The sequence below is a fragment of the Cryobacterium adonitolivorans genome, assembly GCF_004402695.1.
Lineage (GTDB): Bacteria > Actinomycetota > Actinomycetes > Actinomycetales > Microbacteriaceae > Cryobacterium > Cryobacterium adonitolivorans.
This window is the reverse complement of sequence record NZ_SOFL01000024.1, coordinates 1-21,516: the sequence shown is the minus strand read 5'-3', so window position 1 is coordinate 21,516 and position 21,516 is coordinate 1. Positions and strand designations below refer to the sequence as shown.

The 21,516-nt window shown below is 67.5% G+C and carries 17 protein-coding genes; all 17 read left to right on the top strand.

Going from position 1 to position 21,516, the window contains the following annotated elements:
- Positions 1-9: 9 nt before the first annotated feature.
- On the top strand, positions 10-1,788 hold the full coding sequence (locus E3O42_RS07455; RefSeq protein WP_241984705.1) for a peptidoglycan D,D-transpeptidase FtsI family protein: 1,779 nt from the start codon (positions 10-12) through the stop codon (positions 1,786-1,788).
- A 13-nt stretch (positions 1,789-1,801) separates the two neighbouring features.
- On the top strand, positions 1,802-3,376 hold the full coding sequence (locus E3O42_RS07450; protein ID WP_134453344.1) for a Mur ligase family protein: 1,575 nt from the start codon (positions 1,802-1,804) through the stop codon (positions 3,374-3,376).
- A complete protein-coding gene (locus E3O42_RS07445; RefSeq protein WP_134453390.1) occupies positions 3,376-4,794 on the top strand; it encodes a UDP-N-acetylmuramoyl-tripeptide--D-alanyl-D-alanine ligase in 1,419 nt (472 codons plus the stop codon). Before E3O42_RS07450 ends, E3O42_RS07445 begins: the two co-directional genes overlap by 1 nt.
- Positions 4,791-5,885, top strand: a complete 1,095-nt coding sequence (gene mraY / locus E3O42_RS07440) for a phospho-N-acetylmuramoyl-pentapeptide-transferase (RefSeq protein WP_134453343.1) — start codon at positions 4,791-4,793, stop codon at positions 5,883-5,885. Before E3O42_RS07445 ends, mraY begins: the two co-directional genes overlap by 4 nt.
- Positions 5,885-7,450 (top strand): UDP-N-acetylmuramoyl-L-alanine--D-glutamate ligase, encoded by a 1,566-nt coding sequence (gene murD, locus E3O42_RS07435; RefSeq protein ID WP_134453389.1) that lies wholly within the window; start codon positions 5,885-5,887, stop codon positions 7,448-7,450. The genes mraY and murD overlap by 1 nt, the downstream gene beginning before the upstream one ends.
- Positions 7,419-8,720, top strand: coding sequence for a putative lipid II flippase FtsW (gene ftsW / locus E3O42_RS07430; protein ID WP_134453342.1), 1,302 nt, complete (start codon positions 7,419-7,421; stop codon positions 8,718-8,720). Before murD ends, ftsW begins: the two co-directional genes overlap by 32 nt.
- Positions 8,717-9,808: a UDP-N-acetylglucosamine--N-acetylmuramyl-(pentapeptide) pyrophosphoryl-undecaprenol N-acetylglucosamine transferase gene (locus tag E3O42_RS07425; RefSeq protein WP_134453341.1), complete on the top strand. Its 1,092-nt coding sequence runs from the start codon at positions 8,717-8,719 to the stop codon at positions 9,806-9,808. The genes ftsW and E3O42_RS07425 overlap by 4 nt, the downstream gene beginning before the upstream one ends.
- Positions 9,809-9,869: 61 nt before the next feature.
- A complete protein-coding gene (gene murC / locus E3O42_RS07420) occupies positions 9,870-11,282 on the top strand; it encodes a UDP-N-acetylmuramate--L-alanine ligase (RefSeq protein WP_174844231.1) in 1,413 nt (470 codons plus the stop codon).
- A 214-nt stretch (positions 11,283-11,496) separates the two neighbouring features.
- Positions 11,497-12,444 (top strand): cell division protein FtsQ/DivIB, encoded by a 948-nt coding sequence (locus E3O42_RS07415; RefSeq protein WP_166787923.1) that lies wholly within the window; start codon positions 11,497-11,499, stop codon positions 12,442-12,444.
- A 139-nt stretch (positions 12,445-12,583) separates the two neighbouring features.
- Positions 12,584-13,771 carry a cell division protein FtsZ gene (gene ftsZ / locus E3O42_RS07410; RefSeq protein WP_134453338.1) on the top strand — a complete coding sequence of 396 codons (1,188 nt, stop codon included), beginning with the start codon at positions 12,584-12,586 and terminating at the stop codon, positions 13,769-13,771.
- Entirely contained in the window at positions 13,771-14,493 is a 723-nt protein-coding gene (locus tag E3O42_RS07405; protein ID WP_134453337.1) for a YggS family pyridoxal phosphate-dependent enzyme, read from the top strand. The genes ftsZ and E3O42_RS07405 overlap by 1 nt, the downstream gene beginning before the upstream one ends.
- A gap of 19 nt (positions 14,494-14,512) precedes the next feature.
- Positions 14,513-15,019, top strand: coding sequence for a cell division protein SepF (locus E3O42_RS07400; protein WP_134453336.1), 507 nt, complete (start codon positions 14,513-14,515; stop codon positions 15,017-15,019).
- Positions 15,020-15,025: 6 nt separating this feature from the next.
- Positions 15,026-15,322, top strand: coding sequence for a YggT family protein (locus E3O42_RS07395; RefSeq protein ID WP_134453335.1), 297 nt, complete (start codon positions 15,026-15,028; stop codon positions 15,320-15,322).
- Positions 15,323-15,473: 151 nt separating this feature from the next.
- Positions 15,474-16,160 carry a DivIVA domain-containing protein gene (locus tag E3O42_RS07390; protein WP_134453334.1) on the top strand — a complete coding sequence of 229 codons (687 nt, stop codon included), beginning with the start codon at positions 15,474-15,476 and terminating at the stop codon, positions 16,158-16,160.
- Entirely contained in the window at positions 16,150-16,770 is a 621-nt protein-coding gene (lspA, locus tag E3O42_RS07385) for a signal peptidase II (RefSeq protein WP_241984704.1), read from the top strand. The genes E3O42_RS07390 and lspA overlap by 11 nt, the downstream gene beginning before the upstream one ends.
- Positions 16,771-16,778: 8 nt before the next feature.
- A complete protein-coding gene (locus tag E3O42_RS07380) occupies positions 16,779-17,699 on the top strand; it encodes an RluA family pseudouridine synthase (protein WP_134453333.1) in 921 nt (306 codons plus the stop codon).
- A gap of 152 nt (positions 17,700-17,851) precedes the next feature.
- The gene (gene dnaE, locus E3O42_RS07375; RefSeq protein WP_241984711.1) at positions 17,852-21,319 is read left to right on the top strand and encodes a DNA polymerase III subunit alpha; all 3,468 of its coding nucleotides are present in this window, start codon (positions 17,852-17,854) and stop codon (positions 21,317-21,319) included.
- The last annotated feature ends 197 nt before the right edge of the window (positions 21,320-21,516 follow it).

Genomic DNA, 21,516 nt, shown 5'->3' with positions numbered 1-21,516 from the left:
GTCCACCACGTGGCGAGAACCAACATGTCCAGCAAGCGCAGGATCGCGGCGACGGTCGTCGTCCTCGTCGCCATCATCGGCGTGTTCGTGGTTCGCCTCGTCGACATCCAGGTGGTGCGCGCCGACACACTCAGCGCCGACTCCCTCGGCAATCGGTCGGTCGAGAGAACCGTGTACGGCTCGCGAGGCGAGATCCTCGACGCCAACGGCGTGGTGCTAGCCGGAACCGTGATGCGCTACGACGTGGCGCTCTCGCCTAAGAACGCCTCGCCGTTCACCCGCACCGTCGACGGAGTCGAAACCTCCATCCCCCTGGCCCAGTCCGTGGCGGAGATCGCCGCTGTCGTCGGTCTGCCTACCGAGAAGGTCCAGGCCCTCATCTCCGAGTCCCTTGCCGACAATCCCAAGTCCGACTACGCGCTCGTCGCGAGGCAGGTCGGCGTTGACGCGTTCCGCGCCCTGTCCGCGCTCGACATTCCGTGGCTCACCTTCCAGCAGAACCCCGGCCGGGTCTACCCCAACGGCGCCGTCGCAGGCAACCTCGTCGGGTTCGTTTCGTCGGCGGGCGAGGCGCAGGCCGGCCTCGAGGTGGGCCAGGATTCCTGCCTCGCCAGCAGCAACGGCTCGGAGACCTATGAGCGCGGCGCCGACGGCGTGCGGCTGCCGGAGAGCACGGTCACCACCGAGCCCCCCGTCGACGGCAGCGACGTCATCACCACCATCGACTCCGACCTCCAGTTCTTCGTGCAGCAGGTGCTCGCCGAGCAGGCCCAGAAGACCGGGGCAGCCTGGGGCAACGTCGTCGTGCAGGAGGTCAAGACCGGCAAGCTCGTCGCCGTGGCCGACTATCCGAGTGTCGACCCCAACGACGTCAGCGCCACCACCAACCCCGACGACCGCGGCTCACGCGCGTTCACGGCCTCCTACGAGCCGGGCTCCACCTTCAAGGCCCTCACGGCCGCATCCGTGCTTGACGCCGGCGTGGCGACCCCCGAATCAGAGGTCGTCGCCCCGTTCCGCTACCTGCCGGCGAACGGAGCCAACATCAATGACAGCTCGGCGCACGGCGACCTGCGCCTCACCCTCACCGGGGTGCTGATCGAGTCGTCCAACACCGGCACATCGCAGTTCGGCGAGCGTCTGACCGACCAGCAGCGCTACGACTACATGACCAAGTTCGGGGTCGGCACCGAAACCGAGAGCGGCTTCCCGGGCGAAGACCCCGGGATCCTGCACCCGGCCGACAAGTGGGACAACCAGACCGAGTACGCGACGATGTTCGGCCAGGGTCTGACCACGACGGCCCTGCAGGTGTCGAGCATCTACCAGACCATCGCCAACGGCGGCGTCCGGATGCCCGTGCAGCTGGTATCCGGCTGCCGCGCGGCAAACGGCACCCTCACCGACGTTCCCGCGGCCGAGGGCACCCAGGTCGTATCGGCCGAAGCGGCGCGCGACACGGCGGACATCCTCGAAATGGTTTATCAGAAGGCCTGGCTGGCCGATACCTGGGAAATCCCGGGCTACCGCGCTGCCGCCAAAACCGGTACCGCCCAGATGCCCGACGGCAACGGCGGCTACTCCAAGGGCTACCTGGTGTCGGTGTCCGGCTTCGCTCCGGCCGACGATCCGCAGTACGTCGTTTCGGTGAGTCTGGCCGATCCTGTTAACATGAATTCGTCAGCAGCGTCCGCTCCGGTCTTTCAAGAGGTCATGAGTCAGGTGCTGAAAAAGTACCGGGCAGTTCCCTCGGGCGCCGCCGCGCCTGATCTCCCCGATACCTGGTAAGAAAGTGAGCCTCGTGACCGATTTGGCGCCCTCGGCTCTCCGTCCTCAACATCCGGTCCCGCGATCGTTGTCCGGACTGGTCGATGAATTTGAGCTTGACGTTCGCGGAGACACCATGAACCGTGAACTGACCGGCGTGAGCCTCAGTTCGCGCACCGTACAGCCCGGCGACCTGTTCGTCGGCGTGCCCGGCCGGATGATCCACGGGGCGTCCCACGCCAAGGCGGCGCGCGAAGCCGGGGCCGTTGCCGTGCTGACCGACGAGGCCGGCGCGCTGCTGGCCGCTGATAGCGGTCTCCCGATCCTCGTCACGGCCGATGTGCGCGCCGCGCTGGGCACCGTCGCCGCCTGGATCCACCGCACCGCCGAGAACCCGGCGGACCTGTTCGCCGTCACCGGCACCAACGGCAAGACCAGCGTCGTCTACCTGCTTTTCGCCATCCTCAGCCAGCTCGGCGTCGTCGCAGGGCTCACCTCAACGGCGGAGCGCCGGATCGGCGACGTCGCCGTGACCAGCGCCCTGACCACGCCGGAGGCCAGCGAACTCCACGCCCTGCTGGCCCGGATGCGCGAAGCCGAGGTGCGGGCCGTCGGCATCGAGGTATCGGCCCAGGCCATCAGCCGCCACCGGGTCGACGGCCTGGTCTTCGACGTCTCCGGCTTCACGAACCTCTCCCACGACCACCTCGACGACTACGCGTCGATGGAGGAGTACTTCCAGTCCAAGCTGCAGCTCTTCCAGCCCGACCGTTCCCGCCGGGGAGTAGTCACGGTGGACTCCGAGTGGGGCCGCCGCATCGCGGCGGAGAGCCGGATCCCGGTCACTACCCTCGCCAACAACCCAGTGGTCGGGTCGGCTGACGCCGACCGCAGTCCGGTCGAAGCGGACTGGCGCATGAACGTCGTGCAGACCGGTGCCCGCTCCACCGAATTCACCCTCGACGGACCCGATGGCCGCCGGCTGCAGACGCGGGTGCCACTCCTCGGCTGGTACATGGCCGCCAACGCGGCCCTGGCCATCGTGATCCTGGTGGAGAGCGGCTTCGACCTGGCCGCCATCGAGCATGCGCTCACCCGCGACGGCGGCATCAACGCCTACATCCCCGGCCGTGCCGAACTGATCTCCGGAGACCGGGGCCCACTGGTCTACATCGACTACGGCCACAGCCCGGATGCCTTCCTCAACACCCTCGGGGCGATCCGCGACTCCACCACCGGGCGCATCATCATGGTCTTCGGGGCCGACGGCGACCGCGACAAGACCAAGCGCGCCGCCATGGGCGCCATCGCCGCCCGCGGTGCGGATGCGGTCGTCATCACCGATTTCCATCCGCGATTCGAAGACCCGGCCACCATCAGGGCCACCCTGCTCGCTGCGGCACGCGAGGCCGTGCCAGACGGGGATCTCTACGAGGTCCCCGACCCCGCCACAGCCTTCCGCCGCGCGCTATCGTTGGCCGCGGAGGGCGATGTCGTGCTCTACGCAGGGCCCGGCCACGAGAACTACCAGGAGGTAGCCGGAGTGAAACTCCCGTATTCAGCCAGGGACGACGCCCGACTCGCTCTGCAGGAAGCCGGGTGGCTGTAATGATCGCCCTGAGCCTGGCGGAGATCGCCGCAGCCATGAACGGCACACTGCACCTCGACTCCACGAACTCTCCGGTGACGGCAGAGTCCGTCGTCGACGGTGCCGTTCACACCGACTCCCGCGAGGTCGCCGCCGGGGACATCTTCGTCGCCAAGCCGGGGGAGGAGACCGACGGTCACCTCTTCGCACCGGCCGCCGTCGCCAACGGAGCCGCTGTGGTCATCGTCGAACGACTCCTCGACCTTCCGGTCGCCCAGATCGTGGTCGGCGACGCTGTCACCGCCCTCGGCGACCTCGCCACCGTGGTGATCGGCCGGGCACGCTCGATCGGCTCCCTCAAAGTCATCGGCGTGACCGGGTCCAACGGCAAGACCACCACCAAGAACCTGTTGCGCGCAATCCTCGAACGTGTCGGGCCCACCGTCGCCGCCCGCGCGTCCTTCAACAACGAGGTCGGCGCGCCGCTGACCATGCTCGAGGTCACCCCCCGGACCGAGTTCCTCGTCGCCGAGATGGGTGCGAGCGCCGAAGGCGAGATCAAGCGCCTCGTGCGGATGGCCCGGCCCGACATCGGCATCGTCCTGAGCGTGGGCCTGGCCCATGCCGGCGGATTCGGCGGCATCGAGACCACCGTGCGGACCAAGTCCGAGATGGTCACCGACCTCGGACCCGACGACATCGCTGTGCTGAACGTCGACGACCACCGGGTCGCCGGCATGGCGGACCTCACCGCCGCGAGGGTGGTCTGGTTCGGCGAGGGTGAGCGCGCCATGGTGCGCGCCTCCGACATCCACGGCAGCCGAACCGGAACGACCTTTACCCTGCACCTGCCCGATGGCGCCAGCCGCCCGGTGTCGTTCAGGGTCCTCGGTGAGCACCACGTGATGAACGCCCTGGCCGCCGCCGCCGCCGCCGACGCCCTCGGGGTGCCCATCGACGACATCGTCGCCGCGCTCGAATCCGTCACCCTAGCCGAACGCTGGCGCATGGAGGTTATGGGCGGGCGGGACGACGTCACCGTCATCAACGACGCCTACAACGCCAGCCCCGATTCGATGACCGCGGCCCTGAAGACCCTCGCCCAGATCCGGAATCCCGAGGGACGCACGATCGCGGTGCTGGGCGAAATGAGCGAGCTCGGGGAACTCTCCGGTGAGGAACACGACAGGATCGGGCTCCTGGCGGTGCGCCTCAATATCTCCCAACTCATCGTGGTCGGCCGCGCCGCCCGTCGCATGCACATCAGCACCATCAACGAGGGCTCCTGGGACGGGGAATCGGCCTACGTCGACACCGCTGACGAGGCCTTCGACCTGCTGAGCGACACCGTCAAGCCCGGAGACACCGTGCTCGTCAAATCATCAAATTCAGCCGGACTCCGTTTCCTCGGTGACCGACTGGGAAAGTTGTACTCGTGATTGCCCTCTTACTGGCCGGAGCGATGTCCCTCGTCTTCACCCTGCTGCTCACCCCGCTGTTCATCAGGCTGTTCCACAAGCTCGGCTGGGGCCAGTTCATCCGCGATGACGGACCCAAGAGCCACCACGCCAAACGCGGCACGGCCACCATGGGCGGCATCATCATCATCGTCGGCGTCCTGGTCAGCTACTTCCTTGCGATGTGGCTGCAACAGCGGCCGCTGACGGCGTCGCCCCTGCTCGTGTTGTTCATGATGGTGGGCCTGGGCCTGGTCGGTTTCCTCGACGACTACCTCAAGACCCGCAACCAGCGCAGCCTTGGCCTTGGCGGCTGGCAGAAGGTCGCCGGCCAGGTCGTCGTCGCCGGTGCGTTCGGCTGGATGGCCCTGCAGTTCCCCGACAAGAACGGCCAGACCCCGGCGTCCACACACATCTCCTTCATCCGGGACCTGCCGCTGGACTTCATGAAGCTCGGCACCTTCATCGGCATCGCCGCGTTCATCATCTGGATCTGCCTGATCGTTGCCGCTACCTCCAACGGCGTCAACGTCACCGACGGCCTCGACGGCCTCGCCACGGGCTCGCTGGTCTTCGCGATCGGCTCGTACATCATCATCGGCTTTTGGCAGTCGAACCAGTCCTGCAACACCGGCGGGTCCGACATCGCCGACATGTACAAGTGTTACGCCGGACCGGATTCCTTCGACCTGGCCATCGTGGCCGCTGCGATCGTCGGCGGCCTCATCGGCTTCCTCTGGTGGAACACCTCACCGGCGAAGATCTTCCTCGGCGACACCGGCTCGCTCGGACTCGGTGGGGCCCTTGCCGCGCTGGCGATCCTCAGCCGCACCGAGCTGCTGCTGGTGCTCATCGGCGGCCTCTTCGTGATCGAGGCCGGTTCGGTCATCGTGCAGCGCGCGTACTTCAAGGTCACCCGCGGCAAACGGATCTTCCTGATGAGCCCCATCCATCACCACTTCGAACTCAAGGGCTGGGCAGAGGTCACCGTCGTGGTGCGTTTCTGGATCATCGGCGGGCTGCTGGTGGCCGCCGGCGTCGGAACGTTCTACCTCGAGTGGCTGGCCCGTTGATGGGCTCCCACTCCTTCGATGCTCCAGGCACAGACCCCCGCCCCGGCAGCGGCCCCGACCGGCTCGATGCCCTGACCAGCTGGCACTCAGACTGGTCCGGCCTGCGCGTGGCCGTTCTCGGCCTCGGGATGACCGGATTCGCCGCGGCGGACACCCTGGCCGAGCTCGGCGCAGAGGTCCTCGTCGTCGCCGGCCGCGCCCCCGACGAGCGGGCTCGCCTGCTCGAGGTCCTGGGCGTCCCCCTGGTCACCGCCGACCTTGACGCCGCGCCTCCGGCCCTGGTCGAGCACAACGCCGAGCTGATCATCGTGTCGCCGGGATTCCACCCGGACCACCCCTTGCTCCAGTGGGCCGCTGAACAGGCCATCCCGGTCTGGGGCGACATCGAACTGGCCTGGCGCCTGCGCGACAAGGTCGGGCCCGCTGCGCCCTGGATCCTCGTGACCGGCACCAATGGCAAGACCACGACCGTGCAGATCGCCGCGACGATGCTCGCGGCCGGCGGCCACCGGGTCGCCCCCTGCGGCAACATCGGCGTGCCCGTGCTCGACGCCATCCGCGACCCCCAGGGCTGGGACGTGCTCGTGGTCGAGCTCTCCAGCTACCAACTGCACCACCTGCCGCTGACCGGTCCCGGCGCGCTCATCCCCGTCTCCAGCGTCTGCCTCAACATCGCCGACGACCACATCGACTGGCACGGTTCCGCGAGCGCATACCGCGACGCGAAGGCCAAGGTCTACTCGAACACCACCGTCGCCTGCGTGTACAACAAGGCCGATCTCGCCACGATGCGGATGGTCGAAGACGCCGACGTCGGCGACGGCGCCAGAGCCATCGGCTTCGGCCTGGGAGTGCCGGGGCCCAGCGACCTGGGTATCGTCGACGGCATCCTCTGCGACCGGGCATTCCTCGAGGACCGGTTCGACAGCGCCATCGAGCTCACCACGATCAGCGACCTCGCCGCCGTCGGGCTGGCCGCCCCGCATGTGGTGGCCAACATCCTGGCCGCCGCGGCCCTGGCCAGGTCCTTCGACGTGTCACCGGACGCCATCCGGGCAGCCCTGGCAACGTTCACGCTCGACGCGCACCGCATCGAGGTCGTGGCGATCCGCGACGGCATCAGCTGGATCGACGACTCCAAGGCGACGAATCCGCACGCGGCGGATGCCTCGCTGGCCGCCTTCGACTCCGTGGTCTGGCTGGTGGGCGGACTGCTGAAGGGCGTCGACATCGGTGACCTCGTGGCCCGGCACGCCGGCCGGCTGCGCGGCGCCGTCGTGATCGGTGTCGAGCGGAAGGAAGTCCTGGCGGCATTTAGGCGACACGCCCCCGCCCTGCGGGTCTTCGAGATCGACTCGGATGACACTGGGGAGGTCATGCCGTCCGCGGTCGTCCTGGCCGCGTCCCTCGCCTCCGCCGGGGACGTGGTCCTGCTGGCGCCGGCGGCGGCATCCATGGACCAGTTCGCGAGCTATGCGGAACGCGGGGCGAAGTTCGCCCAGGCCGTACACGATTATTTGGGAGGTGGGTCGCATGAAGACTCGTCCTCGTACCCGGGTGCCTGAGCGCGTCGAGAACCACAGTTCCCAGGACCGCGGCAGCGCCCTGACACGGATCAACCTCGGCCGGGTGTTCCGGGCCGAATCAACGAACTACCTGCTCCTGCTGGGCACCACGCTCTTCCTGGTCATCTTCGGCCTGGTCATGGTGCTGTCGTCCTCGTCGGTGGACTCGTATCTCGAGGACGCCGGTTTCTACGGTGGTCTCTTCAGGCAGGGCATCTTCGCGCTGCTCGGAATTCCGTTGATGCTCGTGATCAGCCGGCTGCCCGTGACCTTCTGGAAGCGCATCGCCTGGTGGGCCCTCGGCGTGACCTGCGCGCTGCAGTGCCTCGTGATCTTCACCCCGCTCGGTGTCACCGTCGCCGGAAACACGAACTGGCTCTCGATCGCCGGGGTGCAGTTCCAGCCCTCCGAAGGTATCAAGGTCGCCCTGGTGATCTGGCTCGGCGTGATCCTCGCGCAGAAGAAGGACAAGCTCGACGACTGGCGACACGTGTACATCCCCGTGTTCGGCGTCGGCGGCGGGGCGGTCATGCTCGTGATGATCGGCGGTGACCTCGGAACCGTGATCATCATGGCCGGCATCCTGTTCGGCGCGCTGTTCTTCGCCGGGTTGCGGCTGCGGATGCTCGCCGTGCCCCTGGTCCTCGGTGCGGCGGCCGGCGTGCTGCTCGCCATCAGCAGTGAGAACCGGATGACCCGTATCCTCAGCTTTGCCTCCGAGGGCTGCGACGAACTGAAGGGCACCATCTCCGCCGCGTGCTGGCAGCCCCTGCACGGCACCTGGGCGCTGGCCAACGGGGGGGTGTTCGGCGTGGGGCTGGGCAACTCCAAGGCCAAGTGGTCCTGGCTGCCCGCCGCCGACAACGACTACATCTTCGCCATCATCGGCGAAGAACTGGGGTTGATCGGCTCCATCGTCGTTCTGCTGATGTTCGTCCTGCTGGCCTTCGCATTCATCCGCATCATGCGCGGCACCGCCAATATGCAGATCAAGGTCACCACCGCGGCCGTCATGGTCTGGATCATCGGCCAGGCCCTCGTGAACATCGGCGTGGTCCTGGGCGTCCTCCCGGTCCTCGGGGTGCCACTGCCGCTGATCTCCGCCGGTGGCACGGCCCTGCTCACCACCCTGGCCGCGATCGGGGTGGTGTTGTCCTTCGCTCGAAGCGACCACAACCTGGGCGAGGACGCCAAGACCCGCACTGCCGCGGCCGCACCCGCACGCCCGGCTCCCGTCGGCGCCGCACCGAAACGAGGAACCACCCGATGACCACGTACCTGCTGGCCGGGGGCGGCACCGCCGGCCACGTCAACCCGCTGCTCGCCGTCGCCGACGCGCTCCGCCTGCGCGAGGCCGACGCCACGGTCCTCGTCCTCGGCACCGCCGAGGGCCTCGAGGCCCGGCTGGTCCCCGAACGCGGCTACGAACTGCTGATCGTCCCGCGGCTGCCCTTTCCCCGCCGACCGAACCGCGCCGCGCTGGGCTTCCCGCCCAAGTTCAATCGTGCGATCAACGATGTGGCCGCCGTCCTGCGCGACCGCCGCGTCGATGTCGTCGTCGGCTTCGGCGGTTACGTCGCCACGCCGGCCTACCTCGCCGCGCGCCGGGCCGGCGTGCCGATCGCCATCCACGAGGCCAACGCCAGGCCCGGGCTGGCCAACCGCGTCGGCGCCGCGCTGACCCGTTCGGTCGGGGTTGCCTTCGCCGGCACCCGGCTGCGGCACGCCCGGGTCGTCGGCATGCCGCTGCGCCGGGAAATCGAGACCCTCGACCGGGCCGGCTCCCGTACGGCCGCCCTGGCGTTCTTCGGCCTCGACGCCGGCCTGCCGACCCTGCTCGTCACCGGCGGCTCGCTCGGCGCCCGCCGCATCAACCGCACCGTCGTCGATTCCGCCGCGTCCCTCACCGAAGCAGGCTGGCAGGTACTCCACATCACCGGCAACGCCGCGGAGGTCGACGATCCTGACCTGCCCGGCTACCGGATGATCGCCTACTGCGACCGGATGGACCTGGCCCTCTCCGTCGCCGACTTCGCAGTTTCCCGTGCCGGAGCCGCCACCGTCTGCGAACTGAGCGCCCTTGGGATCCCCGCCGTGTTCGTGCCGTACCCGGTCGGCAACGGCGAGCAGCGTTTCAACGCCGCCGACGTCGTGGCCGCCGGCGGTGGCATCCTCGTCGACGACGCCGACTTCCTGCCCGGCTGGGTGCGGTCCGCGTTGCTGCCGGTCCTCGCCGAGCCCCAGCGTATCCACGACATGAGCGTCGCCGCCCTGTCCGCGGGTGTGCTCGATGGCACCGCCCGCACGATCGAGCTCATCGATGAGGCGGCGGGTGCGACCGCACCGCACTCCGCGTAACGTTAACCCAGACCCGCGTCACCCGCACCACCCGCGCACCGCCAGCCAGAAAGACGTTCACGTGATCAAGCCTGACCTGACCCTGATAGTTCCCGAAGACCTCGGCACTGTGCACTTCGTGGGCATCGGCGGCTCGGGAATGAGCGGCATCGCCCGTCTGTTCCTGGCCGCGGGCCACACCGTGACCGGCTCCGACTCGCGCGACTCCGACAATGTGCAGGCGCTCCGCGACCTGGGCGCGACCATCGCCATCGGTCACGACGCGGCCAACGTCGGCGACGCCGACAGCCTCGTCGTCACCGGCGCCCTCTGGCAGGACAACCCCGAGTACGTCCTCGCCACCGAACGCGGCCTCCCTGTGCTGCACAGGTCGCAGGCGCTGGCCTGGCTGATCCGCTCGCACCGGCTCGTCTCGGTCGCCGGCGCGCACGGCAAGACCACGTCCACCGGCATGATCGTCACCGGCCTCCTCGGCCTCGGCCAAGACCCCAGCTTCGTCAACGGCGGGGTGATCGAATCCCTCGGCGTCAGTGCCGGCAGCGGAGCCGACGACCTCTTCGTGGTGGAGGCCGACGAGTCCGACGGCTCGTTCCTGCTCTACAACACCGGCGTCGCGCTGATCACCAACGTCGATCCGGACCACCTCGACCACTACGGCTCGCTCGAGGCCTTCGAGGCCGCCTTCGTCGAATTCGCCAGGAACGCCGACGAATTCGTCGTGGTCTCCTCAGACGACCCGGGTGCCGTGCACGTCACCCGGCAGCTCACCGACAAGCGCATCATCACCTTCGGCGAGGCCGACGGAGCCACGGCGCGCGTGCACTCCATCGGCACCAGCGGCCCCGTGAGCTTCACCGTGAGCTGGGACGGCGTCGACTATTCCGCCACCCTGCGCATCCCTGGCCGCCACAACGCCATCAACGCGGCGGGCGCCTTCGCCGTGCTCGTGGGACTCGGCTTCGAACCGGCCGCCACCCTCGAGGCGATCTCGGCGTTCGGCGGCACCGAACGCCGGTTCGAACTGCACGGCACCGTGCGCGGTGTGAGCGTCTACGACGACTACGCACACCACCCCACCGAGGTCGCCGCGGCGCTGTCCGCCGCACGCACGGTGGTCGGCTCCGGCCGGATCATCGCCGTGCACCAGCCGCACCTGTACAGCCGCACCCGGCTGTTCGCCCAGGAGTTCGCCGACACCCTGGAGAAGTACGCCGACGAGACCATTGTGCTCGCGGTCTACGGCGCCCGCGAAGACCCGGAACCCGGCGTGACCGGTGCCCTGGTCTCCGAACGCTTCCAAAACCCTGATCACGTCGCCTACATCCCCGAATGGCAGGACGCCGCGGACTACCTCGGCACCATCGCCAGGGACGGCGACTTCGTCGTGACCCTCGGCTGTGGCGACGTGTACCGCATCGTTCCGCAGCTGCTCGAGTCTCTCGCCGAGGAGTCGGCGGCGGGAGCGCGCGGATGAGTCACCGTCCGGGCGCTCGCCCGTGAAGCGCCCCGCAGGTCCCGCGGCGCGACCGGCGGCACCGAAGGCCCCCGCACCGAACTCCACTGGGCCGACCCCGCCGCGTGCGGCTGAGCCGCGACGGGAACCAGCCCGCGGGTCCAAACGGCCGGCCGCCGGCCGGAACGGCACCGGTTCCCGTGCTGCCGAGCCTGAGGCGCTGACCGAGCCGATCGTGTTGCCGGCCGGCGCCGGCGGGACCGCCACCGCCCCGGGCAGCTCGACGTCAGGCACACCCTCATCTGACACCCACACACCGCGCCGCCGCCCTGGCAGCTTCAGCCTGCCGAAACGGGGCGCCAAGGCCGCCGCCCGGGACACTCCGGAGACCGCGAAGACGCCGGACGCCCCGCTGACCGCTCGTGCCGCCCGCGGCCGGCTGCGGGCCGCACGGCGCGCCCGCAAGCAGTACGAACGCAGCGAGGTCCGGCGCTTCACGTCCCGTTCCCGCCGCCGCCGCAATCTCTGGATCGCTGCCGCCGGCACCCTGGTGGCCCTCGTGGCCTTCGTCCTCGTCGGGGTGTTCTCCCCGCTGATGGCGCTGCGCACCATCGAAATCACCGGAACAAACCGCATCCCGGCGGCCGACGTGGCCCAGGCCCTCGAGGGGCAACTGGGGACCCCGTTGCCGTTGCTCGACCTCGCCGAGGTGAAGGGGCAACTGAGCGAGTTCAGCCTGATCCGCAGCTACGTCACTGAGAGCCGGCCGCCCGACACCCTCGTGGTGCGCATCGTCGAACGGGACCCCGTCGGCGCGATCACGTCCACCGCCGGCTTCGACCTCGTCGACGCCGCCGGAGTGGTCATCCAGAGCGGGCCGGACCGGCCGCAGGGATACCCCCTCATCGACGCCACCGGTGGTGCCAGCGGCCCCGGCTTCCAGGCCGCGGTCGCCGTGGTCCGGGCGCTTCCCGAGGGCATCCGCGGCCAGCTCGACACCGTGACCGCCGCCACCAAGGACGACGTCACGCTCACCATGGGCGGGGGAGCGCGCGTGGTCTGGGGTAACGCGGATCGCAGCGAGTACAAGGCCATCGTCCTCGGTGCGCTGATCGTGAGTCACCCCGTCGGCAGCGTCACCGAATACGACGTCTCGTCGCCGGACAGCGCCGTTGTCCGCTGAGATCCAACGGAGTATTTCCGACACGCGGGCGCGCCTCCCCAAGCCGCCCCCGGTGGCACCTAACTTCGAATTTAGAATTGCATACTCAGAATAACTTTAAGCCTCGACTAGAGGTTTAGGGTTCCACCGGAGGCCGGACGTGTCAACTAATCAGAACTACCTAGCAGTCATCAAGGTTGTTGGAATTGGCGGCGGCGGCGTGAACGCCGTCAACCGCATGATCGAGCTCGGCCTCCGAGGGGTCGAATTCATCGCCATCAATACGGATGCCCAGGCACTCCTGATGAGCGATGCAGACGTCAAGCTCGACGTCGGCCGCGACCTCACCAGAGGTCTCGGCGCCGGAGCGGACCCCGAGGTCGGCCGTCGCGCCGCCGAGGACCACGCCGAGGAAATCGAAGAAGCGCTGGCCGGAGCCGACATGGTCTTCGTCACCGCCGGCGAGGGCGGTGGCACCGGTACCGGTGGCGCTCCCGTCGTCGCCCGGATCGCCAAGTCCATCGGCGCCTTGACCATCGGTGTCGTCACCAAGCCGTTCGGCTTCGAGGGCAAGCGCCGTCAGGCGCAGGCCGAAACCGGCGTCGCCTCGCTCAAGAACGAGGTCGACACCCTCATCGTCGTGCCGAACGACCGCCTGCTGGAGATCAGCGACCGCGGCATCAGCATGCTCGAGGCGTTCGCCACTGCCGACCAGGTGCTCCTTGCCGGTGTGCAGGGCATCACCGACCTGATCACCACGCCAGGCCTGATCAACCTCGACTTCGCCGACGTGAAGTCGGTCATGCAGGGTGCCGGTTCCGCCCTCATGGGCATCGGTTCCTCGCGCGGAGCGGACCGGGCCATCAAGGCGGCGGAACTCGCCGTGGCCTCTCCTCTGCTCGAGGCGTCGATCGACGGCGCCCACGGCGTCCTGCTCTCCATCCAGGGTGGCTCGAACCTCGGCATCTTCGAGATCAACGACGCCGCGCGCCTGGTGCAGGAGGCCGTGCACCCCGAAGCCAATATCATCTTCGGTGCCGTCATCGACGACACCCTCGGCGACGAGGTGCGCGTCACCGTCATCGCCGCCGGTTTCGACGGCGGTGAGCCCGGTGCCAAGGTTGCCGAGGTTCGTCGTTCCGACCTCGTGGCGGCCGGTGTGGCCGCGGGAGTCTCCGGTGGCGCCGCCGGTGCCATTGCCGGTGCCTCGGCCGCAGCCGACAGCGCCCCCATTGCCGAGCCCGCCGGCTCGGTCTGGTCGACCGATCCCGCGGCGAGCACCCCGGTCGCCGACCCGGCGTTCGAGGACGATTCAGACGACCTGGACATCCCCGACTTCCTGAAGTAATGACCGACCCGGACCTCTCCCAACGGCTGGCGAACGTGCGCGGCGGCATTGCCGACGCCGCACGTCTCGCCGGCCGCTCGGTGGACGACATCACCACAGTGGTGGTGACCAAGTTCCAGCCGGCGTCGCTGGTGCGCGAACTCCTCGAGCTCGGGGTGCGCGATTTCGGCGAGAGCCGGCACCAGGAGGCACAGGGGAAGGCCGCCGAACTGGCGGGAACCGGCATCCGGTGGCACTTCGTGGGCCAGGTGCAGGGCAAGAAGGCTCGCCAGGTGCGTGCGTACTCGTCGGTCATCCACTCGGTGGACCGGGAGTCGCTCGTGACCAGCCTCGCCACGCCGGTGCCGGACCAGCCCGGCGCCGACGAGGCCGGCGCCGAGGTGGACTGCTTCGTGCAGGTCAATCTCACCGAGGACCCGGCCAGGGGCGGGGTGTCGATTCCCGACCTCGCGCCGCTGGTGGAGCGGGTCCTGTCGGCCCCGGGCCTCAGGTTGCTCGGGCTCATGGCCGTCGCGCCGCTCGGCGCAGACCCGAAGCGATCGTTCGCCCTGGTCAGCGAGCTGGGTGCCCAGATGCGCGGCATCGCCCCCGGCGCCAGATACCTCTCGATGGGAATGTCCCAGGACTACGCGGCCGCCATCGCCGAAGGCGCGACACACCTGCGAATTGGCACCGCAATCACCGGGAATCGCCCGGCAGCGGTTAATCTGAAAACGTCGTAATACCAACACGGAGGTCGAGATGTCCAACCCGCTCAAGAAAACCATGGTCTACCTGGGTCTGGCAGACGAAGAGCTGGAATATGAGGCGCCCGCAGCGGCACCCGTCTCCACTCTCCCCACCCAGTCAGCCCATGTCGCGTCGTCCCACGCCACCGCGGCGAACGGATCACACTCGTCCGGCCGCGCACCGGTCACGCCGTTGCACAAGACCTCCACCCCCAAGAATGTTGTCGTGTCTGAAATGAACGAGATCCTTACCGTCCACCCGCGCCAGTACCGCGATGCTCAGGTGATCGCCGAGTCCTTCCGTGATGGCATTCCGGTCATTATCAACCTCTCCCAGATGAGCGACGCCGATGCTCGCCGTCTCATCGACTTCGCCAGCGGCCTGTCCCAGGGCCTCTACGGCAAGATTGAGCGGGTCACGGCCAAGGTCTTCCTGCTGTCACCGTCGCACGTCGTCATCTCCGGCGACAACGCCGTTGAGGAGGGGGACGCCGATTCCTCCTTCTTCGCCCAGTCATAACCCGACGTGTCCGTAGTCAACCTGGTCCTGGGGATCGCGTACTACCTCCTGCTCCTGTACTTCTTCGTGATGTGGGGCCGATTCATCGTCGACCTCGTTCGGGGAATCAACAGGTCGTGGCGGCCGCACGGGTTCGTCCTGGTCCTGATCGAGCTCGTCTACACGGTCACCGATCCGCCGATCAATTTCTTCCGTCGCATCTTCCCGCCGCTCCGCATCGGCCCGATCGCGTTCGACTTCGGCTGGAGCCTGACCATGCTCTGCTGCATCATCGGAATGTGGATTACGGCGATTCGGTTCTGACCCGCAGCCTCATCAGGTCCTCGGCATGTATTCTTGATCGATGACGGCCAACCGGCCCGGTACAACACCGAGTGCCAGTTGGTCGTAAGCACGTGTTCGCACAACCGTTCGCAATACAACTGTTCGCAATTAAGTTTTGAGGTGGAAAGCCATGGCGCTAACTCCGGAAGATGTAGTCAACAAGAGGTTCCAGTCGACCAAGTTCCGCGAGGGATATGACCAGGACGAGGTTGACGACTTCCTCGACGAGGTCGTTGTCGAGCTGCGACGCCTGACCCAGGAGAACGAGGACCTCAAGGCCCGTCTCTCCGGTGGCGAGGGCGCACCTGCCAGTGCGGCTCCGGTCAGTGCAGCTCCGGCCAAGGTCGCTGAGCCCGTCAACACTCCTGAGCCCGTCGCAGAGCCCGTCGCTGCCGTCGTGCCCGAGCCCGTCGCAGCAGCACCCGTCGCCGCGGCGCCGGTTGCCGAGCCGGTCGACGAGACAGCCGGCACGACGAACCTGTTGCAGCTGGCCCGCCGCCTGCACGAGGAGCACGTCAAGGAAGGCGCCGAGAAGCGCGACGCCCTGATCGCTGAGGGCCACGCCACGGCAGCCCGCGTGATCGCGGAGTCCGAAGCCAAGCAGCGCGCGCAGATCAACGTCCTCGACAAGGAGCGTGCTGTCCTCGAGAACAAGATCGAGGAACTGCGTACCTTCGAGCGCGAATACCGCCAGAAGCTGAAGAGCTACATCGAGGGCCAGCTGCGCGACCTCGACTCCACGTCGCCCGTCGGCGCGGGTGCGGGCAAGGACTCGGGCAACTCGCCGAAGGCGAGCTTCCAGGGCTTTGGCGCGTAACAACCCGACGAAGGTCAGTTACCGCGCACTGCTCGTCCTGGCCCTCGTGGCCGTGGGCGGGTACGCGCTTGACCAGATCAGCAAGGCCCTCGTCGTCCGCGCGATGACCGAGGGTGAGACCGCCCGGGTTCTGGGTGATGTGCTTCAACTGCACTTCATCCGGAACCCCGGCGCGGCATTCTCCTTCGCCACCGGCCTCACCTGGGTGTTCTCACTCATTGCGGCCGGTGTCGTTGTGTTTGTCGTGTGGTTCGCCCCGCGCATCCGCTCGAGCCTGTGGGCGATCGTCTTCGGTCTCCTGCTCGGCGGTGTGCTCGGCAACCTGACCGACCGACTGTTCCGTGAGCCGAGTTTCGGCCTCGGTCACGTCGTCGATTTCATCTACACTCCCTGGATGATGCCGGCGATCTACAACATCGCGGACTCCTGCATCGTGGTGAGCATGGTGCTCTTCATGCTGCTCACCCTGCGCGGCATCGGCCTCGACGGCCGTCGCACCCCGGCATCCGACCAGGATGTCCAGCCGGCCCTCAGCACCGCGCCCGCAAGCAGCGCGCCCGCAAGAAGCGCGCCCGTCGACGGCCCGGCTCATCTCACCACCTCCAACTGAACGGCATCATGGAAAACCGAGCACTGCCCCTACCCGATGGCCTGGACGGTGTACGCGTCGACGCGGGCATCGCCAAGCTGTTCGGCTTCTCCCGCAGCTTCGCGGCCGAAATCGCCGAGTCCGACGGGGTCACCCAGGACGGTGTCGTGGTCGGCAAGTCGGACAAGTTGCGTGCCGGGGCCTGGCTCGACGTGAGCTGGGCGCCCAAGCTGGACCTCGTCATCGTTCCCATCGCGGTGCCCGATCTGACGATCGTGCACGACGACGACGACATCGTCGTCGTCAACAAGCCGTCCGGTGTCGCCGCGCACCCCAGCGTGGGCTGGACCGGTCCGACGGTGCTCGGCGCCCTCGCCGCCGCGGGCTACCGCATCGCCACATCCGGTGCGTCCGAACGGGCCGGCATCGTGCACCGCCTCGACGTCGGTACCAGCGGCCTCATGGTCGTGGCCAAGTCCGAGAACGCGTACACGCACCTCAAGCGGGCCTTCCATGACCGCGAGGTCGACAAGATCTACCACGCCGTCGTGCAGGGCCACCCCGACCCATCGAGCGGCACCATCGACGCACCGATCGGGCGCCACCCGCGCTCGGACTGGAAGTTCGCCGTGATTGCCGGGGGCAAGGACTCCGTCACGCACTACGAGACCCTCGAGGCCTTTCCGTCCGCGTCGCTGCTCGAGGTCCATCTCGAGACCGGTCGTACCCACCAGATCCGCGTGCACATGGCTGCCCAGCGGCATCCCTGTGTGGGTGATGCCATGTACGGCGCCGACGCGAAGATCACGGCCAGGCTCGGTCTCACCCGGCAGTGGCTGGTGGCCAAGCAGCTCTCGTTCGATCACCCGTCCAGCGGCGAGTGGGTCACATTCAACGCCGAGTACCCGGACGACCTGGCCAACGCCCTGCGCATTCTGCGCGGCGATTAGGCCGCGTTGATCAGTGCGGGTCGCCGCCTGGCGCTTAGGCTGGAAGACCAGCACCCCTTCTTCTTCATCAGATAAACCCCAGAGCAGCTGGAGCAGTCGTGTCGCCGCAGAATGATTCGTTCGTCCACCTCCATGTGCACAGCGAGTACTCCATGCTCGACGGCGCCGCGCGGGTCAAACCGCTGATCGCCGCCGCGGCCGAGCAGGGCATGCCCGCAATCGCGGTCACCGACCACGGCAACGTCTTCGGCGCCTTCGACTTCTGGAAGACCGCCACCGATGCGGGCATCAAGCCGATCATCGGCACCGAGGCCTACATCACACCGGGCACCGACCGCCGTGACAAGACCCGCGTGCGCTGGGGCACCAACGCCCAGAACCGCGACGACGTCGGTGGTAGCGGCGCGTACACGCACATGACCCTGCTCTCGGAGAACACCGAGGGAATGCACAACCTGTTCAGGCTCTCGTCGCTGGCGTCGCTGGAGGGGTACTACTTCAAGCCAAGAATGGACCGCGAACTGCTCAGCACCTATTCCACGGGGCTGATCGGCACGACGGGATGCGTCGGTGGCGAGGTGCAGACCCGGTTGCGGCTGGGCCAGTATGACGAGGCCCGCCAGGCCGCGGGGGAGCTTCGCGACATCTTCGGCAAGGACAACTTCTTCTGCGAGATCATGGACCACGGCATCGACATCGAGCGCCGCACCATGACCGACCTGCTCAAGCTGGCCAAGGAACTCGACCTGCCGCTGGTGGCCACCAACGACCTGCACTACACACACGCCCACGACGCCACCGCGCACGCCGCGCTGCTCTGCGTGCAGTCGGCATCCACCCTGGACGACCCCAACCGGTTCAAGTTCGACTCCAACGAGTTCTACCTCAAGACCGCCGCCGAGATGCGGCACCTGTTCAGGGACAACCCCGAGGCGTGCGACAACACCCTGCTCATCGCCGAGCGGTGCGAGGTCAAGTTCAACACCCAGGCCAACTACATGCCCCGGTTCCCCACGCCGGACGGTGAGAACGAGGAAAGCTGGTTCATCAAGGAGACCGAGCTCGGTCTCCTCCGGCGCTACCCGAACGGCATCTCAGCGGCGGTGCGCAAGCAAGCCGACTACGAGGTCGGCGTCATCACCCAGATGGGTTTCCCCGGCTACTTCCTGGTGGTCGCCGACTTCATCAACTGGTCCAAGGAAAACGGCATCCGGGTCGGACCCGGCCGTGGCTCCGGCGCCGGCTCGATGGTCGCGTATGCCATGGGCATCACCGACCTCGACCCGCTCGTGCACGGGCTGATCTTCGAGCGGTTCCTCAACCCCGACCGCGTTTCCATGCCCGACTTCGACGTCGACTTCGACGATCGTCGCCGCGGCGAGGTCATTCACTACGTCACCGAGAAGTACGGCTCCGAGCGCGTCGCGCAGATCGTCACCTACGGCACCATCAAGGCCAAGCAGGCGCTGAAGGACTCCAGCCGGGTGCTCGGCTTCCCGTTCGGCATGGGTGACAAGCTCACCAAGGCCATGCCACAGCCCATCATGGGCAAGGACATGCCGCTCACGGGCATGTTCGACAAGGACCACCCCCGCTACCGCGAGGCAGGTGACTTCCGCGCCGTCATCGAAACGGATGCCGAAGCGCGCACGGTCTTCGACACCGCGCTGGGCATCGAGAACCTCAAGCGCCAGTGGGGTGTGCACGCGGCCGGCGTGATCATGTCGTCGGACCCGCTGATCGACATCATCCCGATCATGCGCCGTGAGGCCGACGGCCAGATCGTCACCCAGTTCGACTACCCGGCCTGCGAGAGCCTGGGCCTGATCAAGATGGACTTCCTGGGGCTGCGCAACCTCACCATCATCGACGACACCCTTGACAACATCCACGCCAACCGCGGCCACCGTCCGGTGCTCGAAGACCTCGACCTCGATGACGTCCTCGCGTACGAACTGCTCGCCCGCGGCGACACCCTCGGGGTGTTCCAGCTCGACGGCGGGCCGATGCGCTCGCTGCTGCGCAGCATGAAGCCCGACAACTTCGAAGACATCTCCGCCGTCATCGCGCTCTACCGGCCCGGCCCCATGGGCGCGAACTCGCACACCAATTACGCCCTGCGCAAAACCGGCCAGCAGGAGATCATCCCGATCCACAAGGAGCTCGAGGAGCCCCTCAAGGACATCATCGGCGGTACCTACGGGCTCATCGTGTACCAGGAGCAGGTGATGTCGATCGCGCAGAAGCTGGCCGGCTTCTCCCTCGGCCAGGCCGACCTGCTGCGTCGCGCGATGGGTAAGAAGAAGAAGTCTGAGCTGGACAAGCAGTTCGAGGGCTTCTCCGGCGGAATGATGGCCAACGGCTACTCGATGGAAGCCGTTACCACCGTGTGGAACATCCTTCTACCGTTCTCCGACTACGCCTTCAACAAGGCCCACTCCGCCGCCTATGGTGTGCTGTCCTACTGGACGGCCTACCTCAAGGCGCACTACCCCGCCGAGTATATGGCGGCCCTGCTGACCAGCGTCGGCGACGCACGCGACAAGCTCGCGCTCTACCTCAACGAGTGCCGGCGCATGGGCATCCAGGTGCTGCCGCCGGACGTGAACGAGTCGATCGGCTTCTTCGCCGCCGTCGGTACCGACATCCGCTTCGGCCTGGGCGCGGTGCGGAACGTCGGCTTCAACGTGGTCGAAGCCATCCGATCCGCCCGCACCGAGAAGGGCGACTTCGAGTCGTTCCACGACTTCCTGCGCAAGGTGCCGCTGCAGGTCACGAACAAGCGCACTGTCGAATCGCTGATCAAGTCCGGGGCGTTCGACTCGCTCGGTGCCACCCGCCGGGCGATGTTCGAGATCCATGAAGGCGCGGTCGACTCCGCCGTCAAGATCAAGCGCGACGAGTCGCACGGCATGGTCGGTTTCGACTTCGACGGCCTCTTCGATAACCCGCAGGAGACCGATCAGGTGCCGGACCGGCCGGAGTGGAGCAAGAAGGAGAAGCTGGCGCTGGAGCGCGACATGCTCGGGCTCTACGTTTCGGACCACCCGCTCGCCGGACTCGAGATTCCGCTGGCCAAGCACGCCAGCACCACGATCACCGATCTGATCAGTTCTGAGCACACCCTGGATGCCGACACCGTCACCGTGGCCGGTCTCATCACGAACGTGCAGCACCGCATCGCCAAGAAGTCCGGTAACCAGTACGGCATCATCTCGGTCGAGGACTTCGGCGGCGAGATCGACGTAATGTTCATGGGCAAGGCGTACCAGGAGTTCTCCCTGGACCTCGTCAGCGACTCCGTCGTGGTGGTGCGTGGCCGGGTGAGTATGCGCGACGACGGCATGAACCTGCACGCGTACAGCATCTTCGCGCCCGAGCTCGGTCAGGCGTCCGACCACGGCACCCTGTCGATCACGCTTTTCGAGGCGCGGGCCACCACGGACACCGTCACGCAGCTTGGCGAGGTCCTCAAGCGACACGGCGGCACCTCGGAGGTGCGCCTGAAGCTCATCAAGGGGGACACTGCCCGAGTCTTCGAACTGCCCAGCCGGGTTACCGTCACCGCCGACCTTTTCGGCGAACTGAAGAGCCTCCTGGGCCCCTACTGCCTCACCTAGCCAGACTCTCATTGGTCGAGCTGGTCGACATCTGCTGAGCCTGTCGAAGTAGACCGGTGGGCCGGCCTGCGATAGCGGGACCGGCGTCAGAACGGCGGGTTGTCGGGTACCGGTGGTGTCGGATGCCGGGTCGGCCGATGCCGAGGCATCAGGTGGGTGTCGGCGGCTAACCGCTTCCGGGTTTTCGGTCCCACGGT

Bases quoted from the DNA above. Each gene is read 5' to 3' on its own strand.
- murD (WP_134453389.1), top strand. From the start codon at position 5,885: ATGGGCTCCCACTCCTTCGATGCTCCAGGCACAGACCCCCGCCCCGGC.
- E3O42_RS07390 (WP_134453334.1), top strand. From the start codon at position 15,474: ATGGCGCTAACTCCGGAAGATGTAGTCAACAAGAGGTTCCAGTCGACC.
- dnaE (WP_241984711.1), top strand. From the start codon at position 17,852: ATGCTCGACGGCGCCGCGCGGGTCAAACCGCTGATCGCCGCCGCGGCC.
- ftsW (WP_134453342.1), top strand. From the start codon at position 7,419: ATGAAGACTCGTCCTCGTACCCGGGTGCCTGAGCGCGTCGAGAACCAC.
- E3O42_RS07400 (WP_134453336.1), top strand. From the start codon at position 14,513: ATGTCCAACCCGCTCAAGAAAACCATGGTCTACCTGGGTCTGGCAGAC.
- E3O42_RS07380 (WP_134453333.1), top strand. From the start codon at position 16,779: ATGGAAAACCGAGCACTGCCCCTACCCGATGGCCTGGACGGTGTACGC.
- E3O42_RS07425 (WP_134453341.1), top strand. From the start codon at position 8,717: ATGACCACGTACCTGCTGGCCGGGGGCGGCACCGCCGGCCACGTCAAC.
- E3O42_RS07405 (WP_134453337.1), top strand. From the start codon at position 13,771: ATGACCGACCCGGACCTCTCCCAACGGCTGGCGAACGTGCGCGGCGGC.
- E3O42_RS07445 (WP_134453390.1), top strand. From the start codon at position 3,376: ATGATCGCCCTGAGCCTGGCGGAGATCGCCGCAGCCATGAACGGCACA.